Below are 19791 nucleotides of genomic sequence, written 5' to 3'. Positions count from 1 at the left end.
CAATGTTTCATCGTATTGAAGAAGCTCTAGAAGATTTAAAACAAGGAAAAGTCGTTATCGTATGTGATGATGAAAACCGAGAAAATGAAGGCGACTTTATTGCTTTAGCAGAGTACATTACACCAGAAACGATTAATTTTATGATTACACACGGTCGTGGTCTCGTTTGCGTACCAATTACGGAAGGGTACGCAAAACGTCTACAGTTAGAACCAATGGTTTCTCATAATACGGATTCACATCATACTGCTTTTACAGTAAGCATCGATCACGTTTCTACAACAACAGGCATTAGTGCTCATGAGCGCGCTACGACAATACAGGAATTATTAAATCCCGCATCTAAAGGAACTGATTTTAACCGCCCTGGACATATCTTTCCATTAATTGCGAAAGAAGGTGGTGTCCTTCGCCGCGCGGGTCATACAGAAGCTGCTGTCGATTTAGCAAAACTTTGCGGAGCTGAGCCAGCTGGCGTCATTTGCGAGATTATAAATGAAGATGGGACGATGGCACGTGTACCTGATTTACTAGAGTGCGCCAAACAATTTGATATAAAAATGATTACAATTGAAGATCTAATTGCTTATCGCCGCCATCATGAAACACTTGTGACGAGAGAAGTGGAAATTACATTACCTACAGATTTCGGCACTTTTCATGCAATTGGCTATTCTAACTCATTAGATATGAAAGAACATATCGCGCTCGTAAAAGGTGATATTTCAACAGGCGAACCTGTACTTGTACGCGTTCATTCAGAATGTTTAACAGGAGATGTATTTGGTTCGTGCCGCTGTGATTGTGGACCACAGCTACATGCTGCACTTGCTCAAATTGAGCGTGAAGGAAAAGGTGTTCTTCTCTACATGAGACAAGAAGGACGCGGCATTGGCCTTCTTAATAAGCTTCGTGCTTATAAGTTACAAGAAGAAGGGCTAGATACTGTAGAAGCAAATGAAAAGCTTGGGTTCCCAGCTGATCTTCGTGATTACGGTATTGGCGCTCAAATTTTAAAAGATTTAGGCTTACAAAGTTTACGATTATTAACGAATAATCCACGAAAAATTGCTGGCTTACAAGGTTACGATTTAGAAGTAACCGAGCGTGTACCGTTGCAAATGCCAACAAAAGAAGAAAATAAAACGTATTTACAAACGAAAGTAAGCAAACTAGGACATTTACTAAACTTATAATTAAGGGAGAGATAAATTATGGTATTCGAAGGTCATTTAGTTGGTACAGGATTAAAAGTTGGGGTTGTTGTTGGACGTTTTAATGAATTTATTACAAGCAAGTTACTTGGCGGTGCTTTAGACGGATTAAAGCGTCACGGTGTAGAAGAAAATGATATTGATGTTGCATGGGTTCCTGGTGCATTCGAAATTCCTTTAATCGCTAAAAAGATGGCTAGTAGCGGAAAGTATGATGCTGTTATTACATTAGGTACAGTAATTCGCGGTGCTACAACGCATTACGATTACGTTTGTAATGAAGTAGCAAAAGGTGTTGCCTCTTTATCACTACAAATGGACATTCCAGTTATTTTCGGTGTATTAACGACAGAAACAATTGAACAAGCGATTGAACGTGCAGGTACAAAAGCTGGTAATAAAGGATATGAATCAGCAGTTGCTGCAATTGAAATGGCTCACTTGTCAAAACAATGGGCATAATAAAAAGAGGCTACGGCCTCTTTTTATTTCTTTACCTTTTTTCGTACATCTTTTATTAATTCATCCATCGATTTTCCTTCTGTTTTTATACGAAGAGCTTGTGCTGTTCTCCACACATTTTCTCTCTTTTTCGCTTCTTCTATAATAGAAATTTCCTTCCTCACTTCTTTTAAATCTTTTCCTTCTGTTTCAAGCCCAAAATGTTCAGCTTTTGTTCGAAAATGTTGTTCAATTCTTTGTTGCATTTCTTTTTGTTCAGGATTTTCAGCCGCCTTAACTGGATCAGCACTTATCGCTTTTATTAAAATCAGACAAGTCATAATGGCTAATATGTATTTGTACATGTAAAATCCTCCGCCCCGATATAAATTACATTTTTACTATGTACAATTTGGGCTTGGAAAATTCGTCCACAAAAATTATTTTTTTCGCTCAAAAGCCACTACTATCAAGCCTCAATGGCCTTTTATTACATTTTATTTACAAAAAAAAGCAAACCCTTTAAAGAGTTTGCCTTTCATCTACGTTATAGCGCACATTCTTCAATCTCAAAACCTAAATCTTCAATCATACCCCAGTCCGCAGTCGGCTCTTGTCCAGCTGTTGTTAAATAATCCCCGACAAAGATAGAGTTTGCTGCAAATAAACCAAGTGGCTGAACAGAACGTAAATTAAGTTCTCGACCGCCTGAAATACGAATTTCTTTTGTTGGATTTACAAAACGCATCATTGCCAGCACTTTTAAACATTCTACAGGTGTTAATTCTTTTTGTCCTTCAAGCGGAGTACCCTTTACAGCAACAAGGAAATTACATGGAATAGAATCCGCATCTAAACGTTGTAATTCAAATGCAATTTCAGCACGCTGTTCAATCGTTTCTCCCATTCCGAAAATTGCCCCAGAGCATGGAGAAATACCAGCTTGCTTCGCTTTTTGGACTGTATCAACACGATCGTCATACGTATGCGTTGAACAAATGCTATCGTAATTATTTGCATGTGTATTTAAGTTGTGGTTATAACGATGCACACCAGCTTCTGCTAACTGACCTGCTTGATCTTCATTTAAAAATCCTAAACAACAGCAAATTTTCAAATCTGTCGTTTCACGAATTTCCTTAACTGCTCCAATAACGTGATTTACTTCTTTATCTGTCGGACGACGACCAGATGCAACAATACAATATGTACCTGCTTTACGACGAATTGCTTCGTGTGCTCCCTCAACAATTTTCTCTTGTGTTAACCATGCATATTTATCAATCGGTGCTTCTGAAATAATAGACTGTGAACAATAACCGCAATCTTCAGGACATAATCCAGATTTTGTATTTATAATCATGTTCAACTTTACTTTCTTACCAAAATGATGATGGCGAATGATGTAAGCTGCATTCATAATTTCTAAAACTTCTGTATCATCAGCTTCTAATATTGCAATTGCATCTTCTTTCGTAATCATTTTTTCTTCAACTACGTCGTATGCAAGTTTTTTCCAATCCCTTTTTGTTTGTACTTGTTTCATTTCATCTCTTCCCCTCTTTTGTTATATACGTAAATAAAGCATGATATGTTGCCATTATCCCTTCTTTTCCCGTGAAGTCTCTTTCGTATATACGAATCATCGTACGAAAGAGTGAAGGGCTTTGACAGTAAGACTCTTCATTACTATTGGTTGCCCCTACTTTTCGAATAGAATGTAGAAACTCCCTAACTTCTGTAAAGCTTTCTATGTAACACGTTTCAGAAACATGTACATTTCCTAATGGATTTTTGCATATATTCACTAACTGTTCTTTCGAAACGAATCGTTGTCCTATTGAAGTACAATTGTGTATCCCCTTTTCTTTCTTAGCACGCTGGAAAGACGTATGCAATTCTTGAAAAGTCGTATTACCAAACGTGGAAAATAATAATATTCCTTCTTCAGACAAATAGTTAAATAAATTTTTCACTGCCCCTTTTAAATCATTAAGCCATTGAAATGTAGCATTTGAAATAATGACATCATATGAATTTTCTAATTTTAATTGTTCAATATCTTCACATCGAAACATCACATTTCCCAAATTTTTTCTAGTTTTCGCGACCGCAATCATCTCATCGGCAAAATCCACAGCTGTAATATGCGCCTTCGGAAATAAATTTGATAATTGCTCTGTTACATATCCTGTCCCGCACCCAAGTTCTAAAATACGTATCGATGATGTTTCACTATATCGTTCCTTCAATGTAGAAAGTAACGAATGCGCCATCTTTTTTTGTACATTTGCATATTGATCGTAGGATACAGCCGCCCCGTTAAACCGTTTTTGCAGTAACGTTTTGTTGATCATGTCGTATCCCCTCTACAAATTGAATGATTTCATTTGCGCAATATTCAAAATTCGTTACACATAATGCATGCCCCGCCTCGCTTACTACTTTTAACGTAGCATTCGTATTCTCTGTCATACTATGAGCTGCGGATAATGGACATATCACATCCTGTTCTCCATGAAGAAGTAACAAAGGGACTTTTACACTTGTTAATTCGTTTCTCATATCTGTTCCTATTAAATAATCTAAGCCTAATTGTAAAGACTGAATCGAATCTCCTTTAAACTTCAGCGCAATCTCTTCAAAATTCGTATTCTCCCTCAGCTCACTTTTTGTAAACATATTTTCATAGAAACGCTTCAAAGTATCTTCTTTCTTTCTCGTTAAATTCTTTTTCATACGTTCTACATGTAGGGAATTCCATCCACTTGTATAGTCACTTGTATTGGTAAATTTAGCGGTACCACCAATTAGCACCATACCTTTCGCCTTAATCTTTTTATAAGCTTGTACTGCTGCTAACGCTCCTAGTGACCATCCAACTAAAATTACATTTTCATCCTGCGCTACATCTATTATTCGCCCCGCAAATTCACTTTGTTCTTTCACGTTACGCCAATCTATGCATTGAACAGAATATCCTTTAAAATACGGCAGAACTAAAGTCCAAACACCTTCTTCCATTCCCCATCCTGGAATAAAAATAAGTTTTAGCTCTTTCATACTAAAAACCCCTCTTCTTTACCAATGCGTATAATATGCTGAATAGCCCATTTTAAATCGGCTATTGTATGTTGTGACGTAACTGCAAAACGGACTCGAGAACTACCAACCGGAACAGTCGGCGGACGAATTGCAATGGCTGCGATACCTACCTCTTGTAACCTTTCACTAAACCGTAAAGTATTTTCATTTGACCCAACCACAATCGGTACAATATGAGTTGAGCTATTCCCAATATCAAAACCAGCTTCTTGTAAATGCGTCCTGAAATATGCACCATTCTCTATAAGTCTCTCTCTTCTTTCGTTATCTTCTTTCACAATTTCAATTGCTTTTCGCATCGCCCCTAATGTTCCTGGTGGTAAAGCTGTAGTAAAAATCAAGCTTCTCATCATATTTTGTAAATACTCTATATAAATGGAATCACCCGTTAAATACGCACCATAACACCCTAAAGCCTTACTAAACGTCCCCATATGTATATCAATTTTTTGAGCAATATCTTTTTCTATATGAGATAGTCCAGCTCCACCGATCCCATATATTCCACTTGCATGTGCTTCATCAACTATAATGATTGCTCCGTATTTATCTTTAAGCTGAACTAAGCCTCTCAAATATGCAATATCCCCATCCATACTAAAAACTGTATCTGTTACGATTAATTTTCTCTTTTCTGGTGACGCTATTTTCAACATCTTCTCTAAATGATCCAAATCATTATGGCGATATCTTTTATGCTCTGCTCCGCTTAATATAATCCCATCAACGATACTTGCATGATTTAATTTGTCACTAAAAACAATATCGCGGCGACCAACTAACGAAGAAATCGCCCCAACATTCGCGGTATATCCACTATTTACAATTAAGGCTTTTTCAGTGCCTTTCCAATCGCATATACTTCTCTCAACCTCTTCATACAGTGGATAATTTCCTACAACGAGACGAGATGCTGTCGCTCCAGTTCCATATTTTCTTGTATAGGCAATAGCAGCTTCTTTCAACCTTTCATCTCCAGCTAATCCTAAATAATTATTCGATGCTAAATTTAGCATCTTTTTCTTATTTCGAATAAGCCATGTCTCTTCGGATTGCTCTGTTACATGTAAATTACGATACTGCCCTTGCTCCTTTAATTGTTCTACTTTAGATTGAAGATGCGCGTGCCACATTTGATTCATTTTGGATGAGCTCCTCTAATTTTGAAATCATAATATGCTCTTTTGCCGATTCTAATAATTCTTCCTTTGTAAACTCTCCTTCAAGGAATGGTAATAACCCTAAAACCGGCACTCCACTTAGCTCCTCAATCATTATTTTATTTTCTTGCACTCTTTCTTTTTCATATTCTTTACATCCAGATAAAATTACACCTGCTACTTTTAATCCATGTGCTTTTGCATAAGAAATTGTTAAAATAGTATGATTAACTGTCCCAAGGGTAGGACGCGCTACTACAATAAGAGGAAGCTGTAATTCTTTTGCAAAATCAATCACTAAAGCATCTTCTGTATATGGGACAGCAAGCCCACCAGCCCCTTCTACAAATAGGCTATTAAACTCTTTTAATAGTTCATTATAGTGATCAGTAATTTCTTTTAACGTTACTGCCCTTCCAGCTCTTTTCATAGCAAGTCTCGGAGCAAGTGGTTCTTCAATGGAATAAGGACAAATTTTATCTTCTTTTGTCGGTACACCCGATAACGCTTTTAATCTTGCTGCATCACCCTCAGGATTTGATGCAACATGTCCACTTTGCAACGGTTTATATACACCAACATTATGTCCACGCTCTCGAAATATACCTGCCAATGCTCCTGTCACTACCGTTTTGCCAACTTCTGTATCCGTTGCTGTTATAAAGAAACCACTCATTACTCTCCCTCCGTAACATCCGAGATTGCTTTATATAAAATGCGTAACATCTCATCAATCTCAGCCACCGTAGATGCAAGAGGGGGCATAAATACAATAGTGTTACCGAGTGGACGTAAAATCATCCCTAACTCTCTTGAGCGTTTACACACTTGAACACCGACTCTTTCTGTCCATTCAAATGATTCCTTCATTTCCTTATTCTTCACAAGTTCAATACCAACCATTAGCCCACACTGACGAATATCTCCTACGTGCTTATATTCATTAAGGGGTTCTAATTGTGCTGCTACATATTCTGCTTTATGCGCAACATCTTCTATTAAATTAGTTTTTTCATATAGTTCTAAATTTGCAATTGCTACGGCACACCCTAATGGATTCCCTGTATAACTATGACCATGGAAGAATGTTTTTTGTTCTTCATAGTCCCCTAAAAAGGCATTATAAATTTCATCTGTCGTTACCGTAATTGCCAGCGGTAAATAACCACCTGTTAAGCCTTTTCCCGCAGTTAAAATGTCTGGTGTCACATCCTCGTGTTCACATGCAAACATTTTCCCGGTACGCCCAAATCCAGTCGCTACCTCATCTGTAATAAATAATACATTGTATTTTGTACATAAATCGCGAAGCCCTTTTAAGTATCCTTTTGGCATTGTAATCATCCCACCAGCACCTTGCATTAATGGCTCCACAATAATAGCTGCTACTTCTTCATGTTTTTCTTGTAGCAATTCTTCCATTTCTTCTAAATGTTTCTTTACAATTTGTTCCTTATTATCTCCATAAGGAGAACGATATGTATATGGATACGGCATTTTAATTGCCTCAAATAATAGTGAACTATACACTTGGTGAAACAAGTCTATTGCTCCTACTGAAACAGCACCTATCGTATCACCGTGATATGCTTCTTTTAATGTAACAAACCTTTGTTTTTTCGGTTTTCCTTTATGCTGCCAATATTGAAATGCCATCTTAATTGCAATTTCAACGGCGCTAGAACCGGAGTCTGAATAGAATACTTTCTTCAATCCTTCTGGTACAACTTCAATTATTTTTTCTGCTAATAAAATAGATGGAACGTTAGCAAGCCCTAGCATAGTAGAATGAGCAATTTTATTTAATTGCTCATGAATTGCCTCATCTAATTCTGGTACTTGATGTCCATGAACATTTAACCAAATAGACGAAACACCGTCCCAATATTCATTTCCATTTACATCGTATAGCTTTCTTCCCTCTCCACGTTCAATAATGACAGGATCTTCTTCTAAATAATCCTTCATTTGTGTAAATGGGTGCCATACATAAGCTTTATTTTTCTCTGATAATTCTTCATATGTATAAGACGATTTTTCAGTCGTATTACTATTAACAGTCACAATTGTCACCCCTAATGTTAACTAGTTTATAAATATAGTTAACATTAAAAATAAATGACTGTCAATTATTTTTAAATCAAATAGTTCTTAAAAAAGAACAACTTATCATACGATAAGTTGTTCTACTTTCCGTGTTGTATCTTTCCGATTTCTAAAATAATCTCTTCATCTTTTTTTCCTTCTGTATCAATTCCAAGTTGCTTAGCATGCTCAATTAATAAATCATGGCGCTGCTCAAACCTAGCTTTATCTACTTCTTTCGTAACCTCTTCTTTTGTTTTCCCTTCAGTAGAAACTCCTAGTTTCTCAGTTGCTTTTTCCATCGATTGCTTCTCTTCAGCTTCTTTCACTTTCTTCACTTCTGACTGCTGTATTTGCTTTTGTTTCGACTGCTCTGATTCAGCTGCAAAAGCTGTGTAAATTCCAGCACTTCCGCCAACGACTAGTAAGGTGGTAAAAAGAATTATTTTTTTCTTCACTCTTTCCTCCCCTTTCAAATTCATTATAACGCACATTTTTACAGTATGAAAAACATTTCTCCTTTATTTCCCTAAAAAAATATTGAACATTTTTATTGACATGTAAGACGAATATATGATAAAAATTTAACTAACATCATATGAATCGGCATTGATAGGATTAGTAGTATTTCGATTTCTGATTTCAGAGAGCTGGTGGTCGGTGCGAACCAGTACAGAGCGAATTATGAATTACCCCCTGGAGCTTCTTTTGCGAAACGTACGGAGTAGTGAAAGACGGTTATAGACCGTTATATCTAAAGAGTGGTGAAACGACACTGTTTCACAATTTAGGGTGGTACCGCGAATTTTTCGTCCCTGCATATATTGCAGGGGCGTTTTTATTTTATTAGCGCATATCATACGACCCTTTATTTTGTGATACATTCATTTCACAAGCTAGGGTGGTACCGCGATTTCTTCGTCCCTGCATAATTATATGCAGGGACGTTTTTTTATCCAATCATTTCCGTATCATATTGAAGGACCAACAATTACCGGTAATTTGTCACAAAATTCTAAAATTTAGAAGGAAATAAACAATATTGGCGAATTTTATATAAAAAAGAGCTATTTTAGATTACTTAGGAGGGGAAAACAATGGTTTCAAAAATTGAATCTGTTCTTTTAACATTATTTATCTTTTTCTGTATTGGCTTTAGTGTTATCCAATTAGAAGTTTCACCACACATCCCAATTTTATTTGGTATCGTTCTTTTATTAGCATTTGGATTTATGAAAAAAATCTCTTGGTCTACTATGGAAAAAGGGATGATCAGTAGTATTTCAGCTGGTATTCCATCTATTTTTATTTTCTTACTTGTAGGCGTATTAATTAGTGTTTGGATCGCTGCTGGAACAATTCCAACTTTAATGGTATACGGCTTTCAGCTTGTATCTCCTAAAATTTTCGTTCCAACTGTTTTTGTTGTTTGTGCAATTGTTGGAACAAGTATCGGTAGTGCCTTTACAACTGCCGCAACTGTAGGACTTGCCTTTATGGGCATGGGTAGTGCTCTCGGATACGATCCGGCTCTGATCGCTGGTGCAATTATTTCTGGTGCATTCTTTGGAGATAAAATGTCTCCTTTATCTGATACAACAAACTTAGCTCCTGCTGTAACGGGTGTAGATTTATTTGAGCATATTCGTAACATGCTTTGGACAACAGTTCCAGCTTTCATTATTGCTTTTATCGCATTTTTCATTTTAGGAAGCGGCACTAGTGGCGATGTTGACTTCACAAACTTTATTAGCACATTAGAAAAAAACGCAACGATTTCTATCGTTACACTTATTCCAATTTTATTACTGTTCCTATTCGCATTTAAAAAAGTTCCAGCAGTTCCAACATTGCTTGCAGGAATTGTGGTAGGAATTATTATTCTCTTTATTTTTAATCCTAGCACTTCTTTAGCTGATTTAATGAAAATTATGCAAGACGGCTACGTTTCTAAAACTGGTATTAAAGACATTGATAGCTTGCTATCTCGCGGTGGTCTACAAAGTATGATGATGTCGATTGCCCTTATTTTCCTAGCTCTTTGTATGGGAGGTTTATTACAAGGAATGGGTATTATAGCGCAGCTGATGAATATCATCTCTAGCTTTGTAAAAAATAGCACACGCTTAATTATTTCTACTGCTTCAACTGCAATTGGTGTAAACTTCTTACTTGGTGAGCAGTACTTATCAATCGTTTTAACAGGACAAGCATTTGCTAATAAATACGATGAAATTGGTTTAGAACGTCGTAATTTATCACGGGTATTAGAAGATGCAGGTACAGTTATTAACCCGCTCGTACCATGGGGAGTAAGTGGTGTATTCTTATCGAATGTCCTTGGCGTTCCGACATTTGATTACCTTCCATTCGCAATTTTCTGTTTAGCTTGCCCAGTCTTAACAATTATTGTTGGTTTCACTGGATTTGGTCTTTCGTGGAAGAAAGAAAAAGCAGTACCTGTTCCATAATATACACATAAAAAAGGATTACCGATTACGGTAATCCTTTTTTATGCTTTACTATCTATTTGCTTTCTTTCTTCTAAATAACAGAAGTAATCCCGCTCCAACAAACGCCAAACCTGCTCCAATTGTAGAAACAACACTTGTACCTGTTTTCGGTAAATCACGTTCTTCTTTATTTTCACTTACAGTTGTTGTTTCTTTTGAGTTTTGATTATCCGTTGTAGTTTGTCCAGATCCTGCATTATTTCCATCTTGTTTTGGTTCATTTCCATTATTACCTTCACCTGTTGGTGGTGTCGTTGGATTTTCTCCGTTATTGCCTTCACCTGTTGGTGGTGTTGTTGGATTCTCTCCGTTATTGCCTTCACCTGTTGGCGGTGTTGTTGGATTCTCTCCGTTATTGCCTTCACCTGTTGGTGGTGTCGTTGGATTCTCTCCGTTATTGCCTTCACCTGTTGGTGGCGTCGTTGGATTCTCTCCACCAGTTTCCTTATCATCATTCTTCTTCGTTATATCAATTGCATATTTAGCAAATTCATTTTCAGATGGTCCAACATATGATATTTTCCCAGCTGTCTTTATATATTTTTGTGCATTTGGTGAAGAGTCAAATGTTGTATTTAATTTATCTGCAACAATCGGCTTAAACGCCCAATTTTGATCTGCTGTTGGATTAATAACTGGTGTTTCTTGCATGTACTTCACAATAATTTGACGTGTTTCATCTTGCGATTGGTATACAACTTCACCTTTACTTACACCAGGGAACGTTTGGCTACTTCCACGATAGTTATTTGTAGCTACAATGAACTCTTGATTGTCAGCTACAGGCTTACCTTCATACGTCATATTTACAATACGATTCGTATTTCCATTTACAACTTTACCATCTTTATCGTATTTCGCTGGTTGCGTCACGTCAATTTCGTATTTTAAGCCATCTAAAACATCAAAATTATATGTAGGATAACCTATATTTACTAGTGGCTGTTCTTCTGTTTTCTTTGGATCAATTTGATTAAACTGACCAGCGGACATTTCAAGCCATTCTTTTACTTGTGCCCCGTTTACTTTTACAGCATATAATGTATTTGGATATACATATAAATCGGCTACGTTTTTAATCGCTAACGTTCCTGCTGGAATATCTGTATAATATGTAGCACCGTTTCGGCCACCTGCTTTAAATGGTGCTCCTGCAGATAATACTGGAATTCCTTTATATTTACTATATTGTCCGTTTTCAGCGAATAGCTTTTCTACATACCATTTTTGTGCATTTGTCACAAGTTGTACAGAAGGATCATCTTGTACTAATGAGAAATAACTATTAATTGGCGCTGTCGTTTTTCCTACAGCTGTATTCACATAATCAATTGTCGCTTGATGATCATCCTTAATTTCATTAACTAATTTTTGATCAGATTGTACTAATGGGTTCCCTTTACTATCAGCAATCGGACGAAGTTGCGGCTTCGATTGCTCTTTTTGTACTTCCCATTTTCCGTTTACCTTTTTCAATTGCATATCAATAATACCTAAATTACTTCCAAACACACCAGGCATTACAACTGGAACTCCATTAAATATATCCTTCATTTCAGTATGTGAATGTCCCATTAATACTGCATCTACATTTTCAACTTCTGTTAAATAAAACGATGCGTTTTCCATTCCAGCGATACGCCCACTCTTATCAACACCTGAATGAGCTAGTGCAACAATAACGTCCGCACCTTTTGCCTTCATTTCTGGAACTAACTTTTCAGCTGTTTCAACAATATCATGTGCTTTGACTTTTCCTTCTAAATTCGCTTTATCCCAGTTCATAACTTGAGGTGGAACAAATCCCATTACACCAATTTTCACTTTTTGTTTTTGGCCAGATTCATCCTCTACTTCTTTTTCAAAAATATGATATGGTTCAAAGTAATGTTTATCGTTCGTATCATCCTTATCATGGTCATCTATGTAGACATTCGAGTTAATAACCGGGAAATTCGTTTTTTCAATCACTTTGTTTAAATAATCTAAACCGTAGTTAAATTCATGGTTCCCAAGAGAGATGACGTCATACTTCATTAAATTCATTACACGATATAATGGATGTACATAACTCGGATCCACAGGCTTCTTCGGATCATTTATTTTATTCGCCACATAATCCCCAAGTGGCGTACCTTGTAATGCATCCCCATCATCAAATAAGACAGAGTTCTTCGCCTCTTCACGCGCTTTATTAACAAGTGTTGCAGTTTGCACGAGACCTACTTTATTATCTGTTTTCGTTTGATAATAATCGTAATTCATTAAGTTAACGTGAATATCTGATGTTTCTAAAATTCGTAAGTTAACTGTACTCTCCCCAGCTTTTTCCTCTGCTTGAGCTGTTGTTGGCAGCACTTGCGGTGCTATAACACCAATAGCAAGTGTTGCTCCAGCTAACATTTTTTTTGACTTTTTCACAAAAAATCCCCCTTATACGATTACCCCAAAATAATGAAGTGAATCTCTATCAGTCCCTAACCACATACCTTTTTTCTTCTATTAGAGCAATGATCTTCACCTTATCTGACATTATCATATCTAAAGTACTTTCATATCGTCAATATTTTTTGACACACTTCTACAAATTTTCTGTAAAGTTATTGTAAAGTTTTCATAAACATATACTATGCCCTTACATTGCTTATACTGCTGAATATGATACAATTACCAATTACAAGGAGGATGAATTTATGAAAAAAGTCATCTTAACAATTGTTTGTCTCCTCCTTCTAATCATCTCTTATTCTAATTTTGAAAAGAACGATGAGACAAAACAAAAAGAAAATGAAGGAAAAACAGAAAAAACATCTGCCCCAAATTGGATTGATAAACAAACGAACGACTCTTTTTATCACCTCGTATTAGGTGATTCACTTGCAAAAGGATACGGCTCAACACAAGGGGGATTTGCCGAATTAGCCTCTAGACAACTTGAAGGACAAATTCATAAACCAATTACGGTAGAAAACCTCGGTGTAAATGGTCTCACTACAGATCGTCTCGCTAAAAAAGTCCAGTCAGAAGAAGTTCAACAAAAGATTAGGGAAGCAAATATAATTACTATTAATATTGGAGGAAATAATTTATTCCGCTTAAATCGTGATGTAGGTGTTATAGATGGTATTAAAATTTTAAATAAGGAAAAAGCCCGTTTTGAAACGGATGTAAAAAATATTGTAAAGACTGTTCGAGATCAAAATCCGAATGCTTTACTCATTCTCTCTGAACTCTATAACCCTTTACAACTAGATGACTCCATCTCAAGTTATGCAGATATGTTTTTAGATGGTTGGAATAATTCTGTTTATTCTATTTCAAAAGCAAATCAACCGTCGATCGTTTTACCAATTCGCAAATTAATATCGAATGATAAAAAAGATTTACTATTTGACCAAGTACACCCAAATGATAAAGGTTATGCGATTATTGCCAATACATTTACAAAACAAGTGTTATCCTACAAATATTAAGGTTACCGTGAAACAATTCTATTTTTATACCTTGTCTTTTTTGTTACAATGATAGTGGAAGGGGGCCGTTATATGGAATCACGCGAGTGGGAACGTATTGTTGATCATCTTCTTTCGCTAGTGCCTCTTTTTTATCGCAAATTTATGCTTCCTGGAGAGTTTTCTTCTCAAAGACATATGCCGCCATCACATACGCAAGTGTTACTGCTTTTGCATGAAAATGGTACATTAGCAGTTTCAGAAATTGGCAAGCGGCTAGCGATTTCACGGCCTAACATGACCCCTCTATTAAACAAACTTATTCAAGAAGAACTAATAGAGCGTCATTATAGCGAAAAGGATCGACGTGTCATTTTAATTTCCCTAACAACTGAAGGGAAATTACTAGTAAATCAGTATCAACAATTCATTTTAGACAAACTAAAAGAAAATTTTCAAACATTATCTGAGGAAGAGCGCGAAAAGCTCATTCATTCTCTTCAAACCATTCAAAATTTAATTTTGAAAACAAACGCATAAAGCTGCTTCTAAATAGAAGCAGCTTTATGATTCGTAATAATTACCATAGTATACATTTGAATATGGCCATGTCATTAAATACGGCTTTCGTTCTTGAACAGGTTGCTGCTCGAGCTGTTGAGGCTGCGGCTGTTGCATTTGCTGTATTTGTTGCTGCGGATATACGCCGAATTGCTGCCTCATATCATTTACAGGATAATAATTTATATATGGATATACTTGAGGTACATAGTAATAATACATTCATTCTCTCCCCCTTTTCCTTAAACATATTCAAAGGGGAAAATGAATGTGACATTCTTTATATTTGCACAAGTGGTTCTCTCACTTGTTTCTTTCTTTTCTTCAAACGTAACTTACGATTCTTTTCATATAAATAATGCACAACGAAATATGAAATTACCCCAAACACAATTCCTATTATCGTCATACCAATTAATACATATACTTCACTCTGTAATAAGCTCTTTAACATCGTAAAAATATGGCTCGAAAACAAATCTGATATCGTAAATGGTTCATGATGTATTTTCTGTACATCAAATGGATAAATCATTTTCCCTAACGCATAAGCAAACGGGAATAAAAATACCGGTAGAAACGATATTTTCCCAATAATATTGCCAATAACCGCAGCAGGAAAAGATCCCTTTGCTAATCGAACGATCGGATAAAATATTAAATATACGAGCGATGCCGTATAAATTACCAACATTTCTAAACCAAATCCAATCGCAAAACCTAACGACACTTTCTTTGCTCCTTCTGGCGATCGAAGCAACTTAAAATATTGAAACTTTAATATTCTCCACATTCGCTGAAAAAACGAATATGTTTTCTTAGTTGTTTTCAAATTCATCATCTCTTTAACTATATTTTTTTATCTAGTATGTCCTTACATGATATGAAAAATAAAGTGAAACTATAATCAGTGGAGGTTTTGTTCATCCCCCACTGATTATTAGTTGAACCAATCGGGCGTTTACGGGCAGTTGATCTCCCACCTAACTTCTTTGCTTCAGCCAAATTTTGAGGTGGGAGTTTTACTGCCCGTTAATGCGGGATAAAATTAGTTTTCTCTTTTTATTATAAATGATATAGAGATAATTAACTAAATATACATCCGACATTTCAATATAAAAAAACCTCCCTTTTAGGAAGGCTCTTCTACATTTTTAAATAAACTTACTAATAATGCTTTTTGCGCATGCAATCGGTTACCAGCTTGCTCAAAGACGATAGACTGCGGTCCATCTATAATTTCTCCTGTTACTTCCTCTTCACGATGGGCAGGTAAACAGTGTAAGAAACGATACGTTTGCTTCGCATGCATAACAAGTTTTTTATTAATTTGGTAAGGTTGAAATAATGTATATTTCTCTTCTTCTCCCTCTTGCCCCATGCTCATCCAAACGTCAGTATAAATAAAGTCTGCTTCATTTACCGCTAATTCAGGGTTATGCAAAATTTCAATTTCAGCTCCTGTTTCTTCAGCAATCGCTAATGCTTTTTTTACAATTTCCTCATTCGGTTCATACCCTACAGGCGTTGCAACAGTCATATTCATTCCGACTTTCGCACTCGCTAACAACAATGAATGACATACGTTATTCCCATCACCTACGTAAGCCAATTTAATTCCTTTAAATGTCTTCACTTCTTCATAAATCGTCATTAAATCTGCCAACGCTTGACATGGATGATGATCATCCGTTAATCCATTAATTACAGGTATGCTCGATTCTTTTGCAAGCTCTTCTACATCGGCATGTGAAAATGTACGTATCATAACCCCGTCAATGTAATGAGACAATACTTTCGCAGTATCTGAAACGCTCTCCCCTCTTCCAATTTGCATCTCTTTCCCACTTAAAAACATGCCATGTCCTCCGAGCTGTACCATTCCTGCTTCAAAAGATACGCGGGTACGAGTTGAATGTTTATCAAAGATAAGCCCTAATATTTTTCCTTGTAATAAAGGCTCCTGCTTATTCTTTTTTAAATATATAGCAAACTCAATTAAAGAAATGATTTCTTCTTGCGTCAATTCTTCTAGTGTTAAAAGATCTTTCGTATTTAATTTCGGTACTTGTACAGTTGACATGAAATTTCCCCCTTATATGATTGATGCATTTTTTGTACAAACCACTTTTTTTATCATATATACTGCCTGTTCTAACTCTTCATTCGTTACAATGAGTGGCGGTAATAGTCTTATAACATTAGGCCCTGCTTGTAATACGAGAAGTCCTGATTTTTCTAGTTGTTCTATAAAACTTGAAACTTCATGCTTACACTCAATTCCAATCATAAGCCCCTTACCACGTATATTTTGAATATATTCGACATGTTGTAATTCCTCTTGCAACTTCTCTAATACGTACTCGCCCTTTTCTTGTACTTCTTTTAAAAACGATGGTCTTTTACTTACTTGTAATACTTCTTTCGCTGCAGCCATCGCAATATAATTCCCGCCAAAAGTTGAACCATGTGATCCTGCAGTGAACGACGTTCCGAGCTCTTTCCGACCAATCATCGCTCCAACAGGAATACCATTTCCTAGTGCCTTTGCAACGGTAACGATATCAGGTTTTATTCCCATTTGTTCGTAAGCGAATAGTGTTCCTGTTCTTCCTATCCCCGTTTGTACTTCGTCTATAATAAATAAGGAGCCAAACTTATTACATAATGCTTCAATTGCTTTCAAAAAAGATAAATCAGCAGGTATGACTCCTCCCTCTCCTTGAACAACTTCTACCATTATCGCCGCAACTTCTTCATTCATTACTTCCTCTAACGCCTTTATATCGTTAAAAGGGATATGTAAAAAAGACGGAAGGAGCGGACCAAATCCTTCTTTCACTTTATTTTGCCCCGTCGCACTCATCGTTCCGAATGTTCTCCCGTGAAAAGACTGCTCACATGTTACGACGAGAGATTTTCCAGTATGCTTACGGGCTAGCTTCAAAGCTGCTTCATTCGCCTCTGCCCCGCTATTACAAAAGAATACATGATCTAATGCTATATTTTCTGTTAATAATGACGCGACTTCTTCTTGTAAGCTGTTTGTAAACAGGTTAGATATATGCCATATATCATCAAGTTGCTCTTGTACAGCTTTCATCACAGTAGGATGACAATGTCCTACATTACACACTCCAATACCGGAAGTGAAATCTAAATATTGCTTACCATTTGTATCAATAACTTTCGTTCCCTTTCCCTTTACAAACTCAATAGTTCTTCTCCCATACGTTTGAAAAAGATGACTTGTCATACAATACTCACTCCTTTCGTTACCGTCGTTCCAATACACTCTCCGGTAACTTCAGCAAAGTCTTTTGTACCATTCACGACACTTACCTTTTGCACTCCCATTTTTAATGACGCTAGTGCCGCCTGTACTTTCGGAATCATCCCGCCTGTAATAACCCCTTTTTCAATAAAAGTATCAATTTCAAATTCGTCCGTTTTCTTTACTAATTTTCCTTCATGTAATATTCCATCTACATCTGTAATAAAAATGAGTTCCTTTGCAGATAATGCTGCCGCAATTCCAGCTGCAGCATTATCCGCATTTATGTTATAAATCTCATTTTCATTTATCCCGATTGGAGCAATAACAGGAATATAATTCATCTTTATTAACCCTTTTAGTAAGGCTGTTTCGACATAACTTACTTCTCCCACATATCCTATCTCCTTGCTGACAGGTTGAACTTGAAGTAAATTGCCGTCACATCCTGAACAACCTACCGCAAGTAAATTATGCTTTTGTAAATTCATTACGAGTTTTTTATTCGTACTTCCACATAGCACCATTTGAACAATATCCATAACTTCTCTTGGTGTTACTCGTAACCCATCTCTTTTCTCTACTTTGATGTTACAATCTTTTAATTTGGCATCAATTTCTGGACCACCACCATGAACAATCACTACCTTATACTTTTGTTGCAATTTCTTTATACAATCAAAAAACACATCATTTAATTGATCCAACATACTACCGCCGCATTTCACTACAATATAATCGCTCATCTTCCCTCTCCTTATGTACGATAACAAGCGTTTATTTTCACATATTCATAGCTTAAGTCACAGCCCCAAGCTGATCCGTTCTCTTCTCCTAAATGTAAATACACATCAATAATAATTTCATGTTCTTGTAATTTCTTTTTCATTTCCTCTTCAGAAAACATTTGAGGTTCACTATTTTTTAACACAGCGATAGATTGAAGAGTAATATCAATTGTATTCGGATTAATCTCTACTTCACTTTGTCCAATACTGCTAATAATTCGCCCCCAATTTGGGTCTTCACCATATATCGCTGTTTTCACAAGACTCGAACCGACTATTTGCTTTGCAATTTTCTTTGCCTCTTCATTTGTTAGAGCTCCTAGCACATTTACTTCTATTAACTTCGTAGCCCCTTCACCATCTTGCGCAATTTTTTTGGCTAAATCTTCACATACCTTCTGTAAAGTAAATACGAAAGTTTCCCAATCTTTATGTTCCATAGTTATTGGTTTCGTTTCTGATAATCCACTTGCCATTACGATGACCATATCATTTGTAGAAGTATCTCCATCCACCGTAATTTGATTAAATGTATGATTCGTTATTTGTGATAATGCTGTTTGCAATACTTCATGCTCTATGTTGATATCTGTTGTAATAAAACTTAGCATCGTTGCCATATTTGGATGAATCATCCCTGAACCTTTTGCGACACCAGCAATCGTCACTTTCTTCCCATCAATGATCATCTCATAGCAAGTTTCTTTCGTTATAAGATCCGTCGTTAAAATCGCTTCAGAAAAAGAATGTGCTTCACTTACTGCCTTCGCCGGTGTAAGAGTCGAAATTCCCTTTCGGATTATATCCATCGGTAAAGGCACACCGATTACACCTGTTGAAGCTACTGCAACGTAGTTTTCTTTCACTCCAAAATGTCCCGCCCCTAATGCGCGCATCTCGTATGCATCTTGTAATCCTTTCGTTCCCGTACAAGCATTTGCATTTCCACTATTGACGATAATTGCTTGTAATTTCCCCTCAGCCGCTATACTATCTTTCGTTACTTGCAGGGGTGCTGCTTGTATTTGATTTGTTGTATAGACGGCGGCGCATGATGCTGGCACTTCACAAATGATTACACCTAAATCCCTTTTTTCTTTTTTCAAACCATTTGCAGTACCGATTGCCGAAAAGCCTTTTGGCATTACAATTGAACCATTTTCTAATTTTGTAATAGACTCTACTTTAATCATCATGT

20 protein-coding genes and 1 other annotated feature are annotated in these 19791 nt (G+C 36.4%); of the genes, 5 read left to right on the top strand and 15 right to left on the bottom strand.

Annotated elements, in window-relative coordinates:
• The first annotated feature begins 2 nt into the window (after window positions 1–2).
• Both ribBA and ribH read left to right on the top strand, forming a co-directional pair.
• On the top strand, window positions 3–1196 hold the full coding sequence (ribBA, locus tag MRBLBA3_RS01580; protein WP_000469015.1) for a bifunctional 3,4-dihydroxy-2-butanone 4-phosphate synthase/GTP cyclohydrolase II: 1194 nt from the start codon (window positions 3–5) through the stop codon (window positions 1194–1196).
• 18 nt (window positions 1197–1214) lie between these two features.
• Window positions 1215–1676 carry a 6,7-dimethyl-8-ribityllumazine synthase gene (gene ribH / locus MRBLBA3_RS01575; protein ID WP_000230895.1) on the top strand — a complete coding sequence of 154 codons (462 nt, stop codon included), beginning with the start codon at window positions 1215–1217 and terminating at the stop codon, window positions 1674–1676.
• A gap of 23 nt (window positions 1677–1699) precedes the next feature.
• Here the strand turns inward: ribH and MRBLBA3_RS01570 are convergent, their stop codons facing one another.
• The 8 genes from MRBLBA3_RS01570 to MRBLBA3_RS01535 form a co-directional block, all read right to left on the bottom strand.
• Window positions 1700–2020 carry a hypothetical protein gene (locus tag MRBLBA3_RS01570; RefSeq protein WP_000280031.1) on the bottom strand — a complete coding sequence of 107 codons (321 nt, stop codon included), beginning with the start codon at window positions 2018–2020 and terminating at the stop codon, window positions 1700–1702.
• Between the two features lie 182 nt (window positions 2021–2202).
• Window positions 2203–3201: a biotin synthase gene (gene bioB / locus MRBLBA3_RS01565; protein ID WP_000815853.1), complete on the bottom strand. Its 999-nt coding sequence runs from the start codon at window positions 3199–3201 to the stop codon at window positions 2203–2205.
• 1 nt (window position 3202) lies between these two features.
• On the bottom strand, window positions 3203–4012 hold the full coding sequence (bioC, locus tag MRBLBA3_RS01560; protein ID WP_363379603.1) for a malonyl-ACP O-methyltransferase BioC: 810 nt from the start codon (window positions 4010–4012) through the stop codon (window positions 3203–3205).
• Window positions 3978–4718: an alpha/beta fold hydrolase gene (locus tag MRBLBA3_RS01555; protein WP_044737783.1), complete on the bottom strand. Its 741-nt coding sequence runs from the start codon at window positions 4716–4718 to the stop codon at window positions 3978–3980. Before MRBLBA3_RS01555 ends, bioC begins: the two co-directional genes overlap by 35 nt.
• Window positions 4715–5902: an 8-amino-7-oxononanoate synthase gene (gene bioF, locus MRBLBA3_RS01550; RefSeq protein WP_363379601.1), complete on the bottom strand. Its 1188-nt coding sequence runs from the start codon at window positions 5900–5902 to the stop codon at window positions 4715–4717. The genes MRBLBA3_RS01555 and bioF overlap by 4 nt, the downstream gene beginning before the upstream one ends.
• Window positions 5868–6596, bottom strand: a complete 729-nt coding sequence (gene bioD / locus MRBLBA3_RS01545) for a dethiobiotin synthase (protein WP_044737782.1) — start codon at window positions 6594–6596, stop codon at window positions 5868–5870. The genes bioF and bioD overlap by 35 nt, the downstream gene beginning before the upstream one ends.
• Window positions 6596–7984 (bottom strand): adenosylmethionine--8-amino-7-oxononanoate transaminase, encoded by a 1389-nt coding sequence (gene bioA, locus MRBLBA3_RS01540; protein WP_000217824.1) that lies wholly within the window; start codon window positions 7982–7984, stop codon window positions 6596–6598. Before bioA ends, bioD begins: the two co-directional genes overlap by 1 nt.
• 122 nt (window positions 7985–8106) lie before the next feature.
• Window positions 8107–8463, bottom strand: coding sequence for a hypothetical protein (locus MRBLBA3_RS01535; RefSeq protein WP_002094419.1), 357 nt, complete (start codon window positions 8461–8463; stop codon window positions 8107–8109).
• A gap of 142 nt (window positions 8464–8605) precedes the next feature.
• Window positions 8606–8825, top strand: a binding site (T-box leader).
• A 277-nt stretch (window positions 8826–9102) separates the two neighbouring features.
• Between MRBLBA3_RS01535 and nhaC the strand changes: the two genes are divergently transcribed.
• Entirely contained in the window at window positions 9103–10476 is a 1374-nt protein-coding gene (nhaC, locus tag MRBLBA3_RS01530) for a Na+/H+ antiporter NhaC (RefSeq protein WP_363379598.1), read from the top strand.
• Between the two features lie 51 nt (window positions 10477–10527).
• Here the strand turns inward: nhaC and cpdB are convergent, their stop codons facing one another.
• Window positions 10528–12939, bottom strand: coding sequence for a bifunctional 2',3'-cyclic-nucleotide 2'-phosphodiesterase/3'-nucleotidase (gene cpdB / locus MRBLBA3_RS01525; protein ID WP_363379596.1), 2412 nt, complete (start codon window positions 12937–12939; stop codon window positions 10528–10530).
• A gap of 272 nt (window positions 12940–13211) precedes the next feature.
• On the opposite strand from cpdB, the gene MRBLBA3_RS01520 reads away from it, so the two are divergent.
• Window positions 13212–13991 carry a GDSL-type esterase/lipase family protein gene (locus tag MRBLBA3_RS01520; RefSeq protein WP_363379594.1) on the top strand — a complete coding sequence of 260 codons (780 nt, stop codon included), beginning with the start codon at window positions 13212–13214 and terminating at the stop codon, window positions 13989–13991.
• A gap of 72 nt (window positions 13992–14063) precedes the next feature.
• Window positions 14064–14510, top strand: coding sequence for a MarR family winged helix-turn-helix transcriptional regulator (locus MRBLBA3_RS01515; protein WP_000445823.1), 447 nt, complete (start codon window positions 14064–14066; stop codon window positions 14508–14510).
• Between the two features lie 24 nt (window positions 14511–14534).
• Here the strand turns inward: MRBLBA3_RS01515 and MRBLBA3_RS01510 are convergent, their stop codons facing one another.
• The 6 genes from MRBLBA3_RS01510 to argJ form a co-directional block, all read right to left on the bottom strand.
• Window positions 14535–14753 (bottom strand): hypothetical protein, encoded by a 219-nt coding sequence (locus tag MRBLBA3_RS01510; protein WP_212087964.1) that lies wholly within the window; start codon window positions 14751–14753, stop codon window positions 14535–14537.
• Between the two features lie 58 nt (window positions 14754–14811).
• A complete protein-coding gene (locus tag MRBLBA3_RS01505) occupies window positions 14812–15363 on the bottom strand; it encodes a DUF2062 domain-containing protein (protein WP_142344322.1) in 552 nt (183 codons plus the stop codon).
• A 300-nt stretch (window positions 15364–15663) separates the two neighbouring features.
• Window positions 15664–16614, bottom strand: coding sequence for an ornithine carbamoyltransferase (gene argF, locus MRBLBA3_RS01500; RefSeq protein ID WP_363379591.1), 951 nt, complete (start codon window positions 16612–16614; stop codon window positions 15664–15666).
• A 12-nt stretch (window positions 16615–16626) separates the two neighbouring features.
• On the bottom strand, window positions 16627–17787 hold the full coding sequence (locus MRBLBA3_RS01495; RefSeq protein WP_000200537.1) for an acetylornithine transaminase: 1161 nt from the start codon (window positions 17785–17787) through the stop codon (window positions 16627–16629).
• Window positions 17784–18551 carry an acetylglutamate kinase gene (gene argB / locus MRBLBA3_RS01490; protein ID WP_044737775.1) on the bottom strand — a complete coding sequence of 256 codons (768 nt, stop codon included), beginning with the start codon at window positions 18549–18551 and terminating at the stop codon, window positions 17784–17786. The genes MRBLBA3_RS01495 and argB overlap by 4 nt, the downstream gene beginning before the upstream one ends.
• 11 nt (window positions 18552–18562) lie before the next feature.
• Window positions 18563–19786 carry a bifunctional glutamate N-acetyltransferase/amino-acid acetyltransferase ArgJ gene (argJ, locus tag MRBLBA3_RS01485; protein WP_363379589.1) on the bottom strand — a complete coding sequence of 408 codons (1224 nt, stop codon included), beginning with the start codon at window positions 19784–19786 and terminating at the stop codon, window positions 18563–18565.
• Window positions 19787–19791 lie beyond the last annotated feature (5 nt).

It is taken from the genome of Bacillus sp. LBA3-1-1.1, from assembly GCF_040676495.1.
In the GTDB taxonomy this organism is placed as follows: Bacteria; Bacillota; Bacilli; order Bacillales; family Bacillaceae_G; genus Bacillus_A; species Bacillus_A nitratireducens.
Note: the sequence above shows the minus strand (reverse complement) of the source record. Positions and strands in the feature narration are given on the sequence as shown.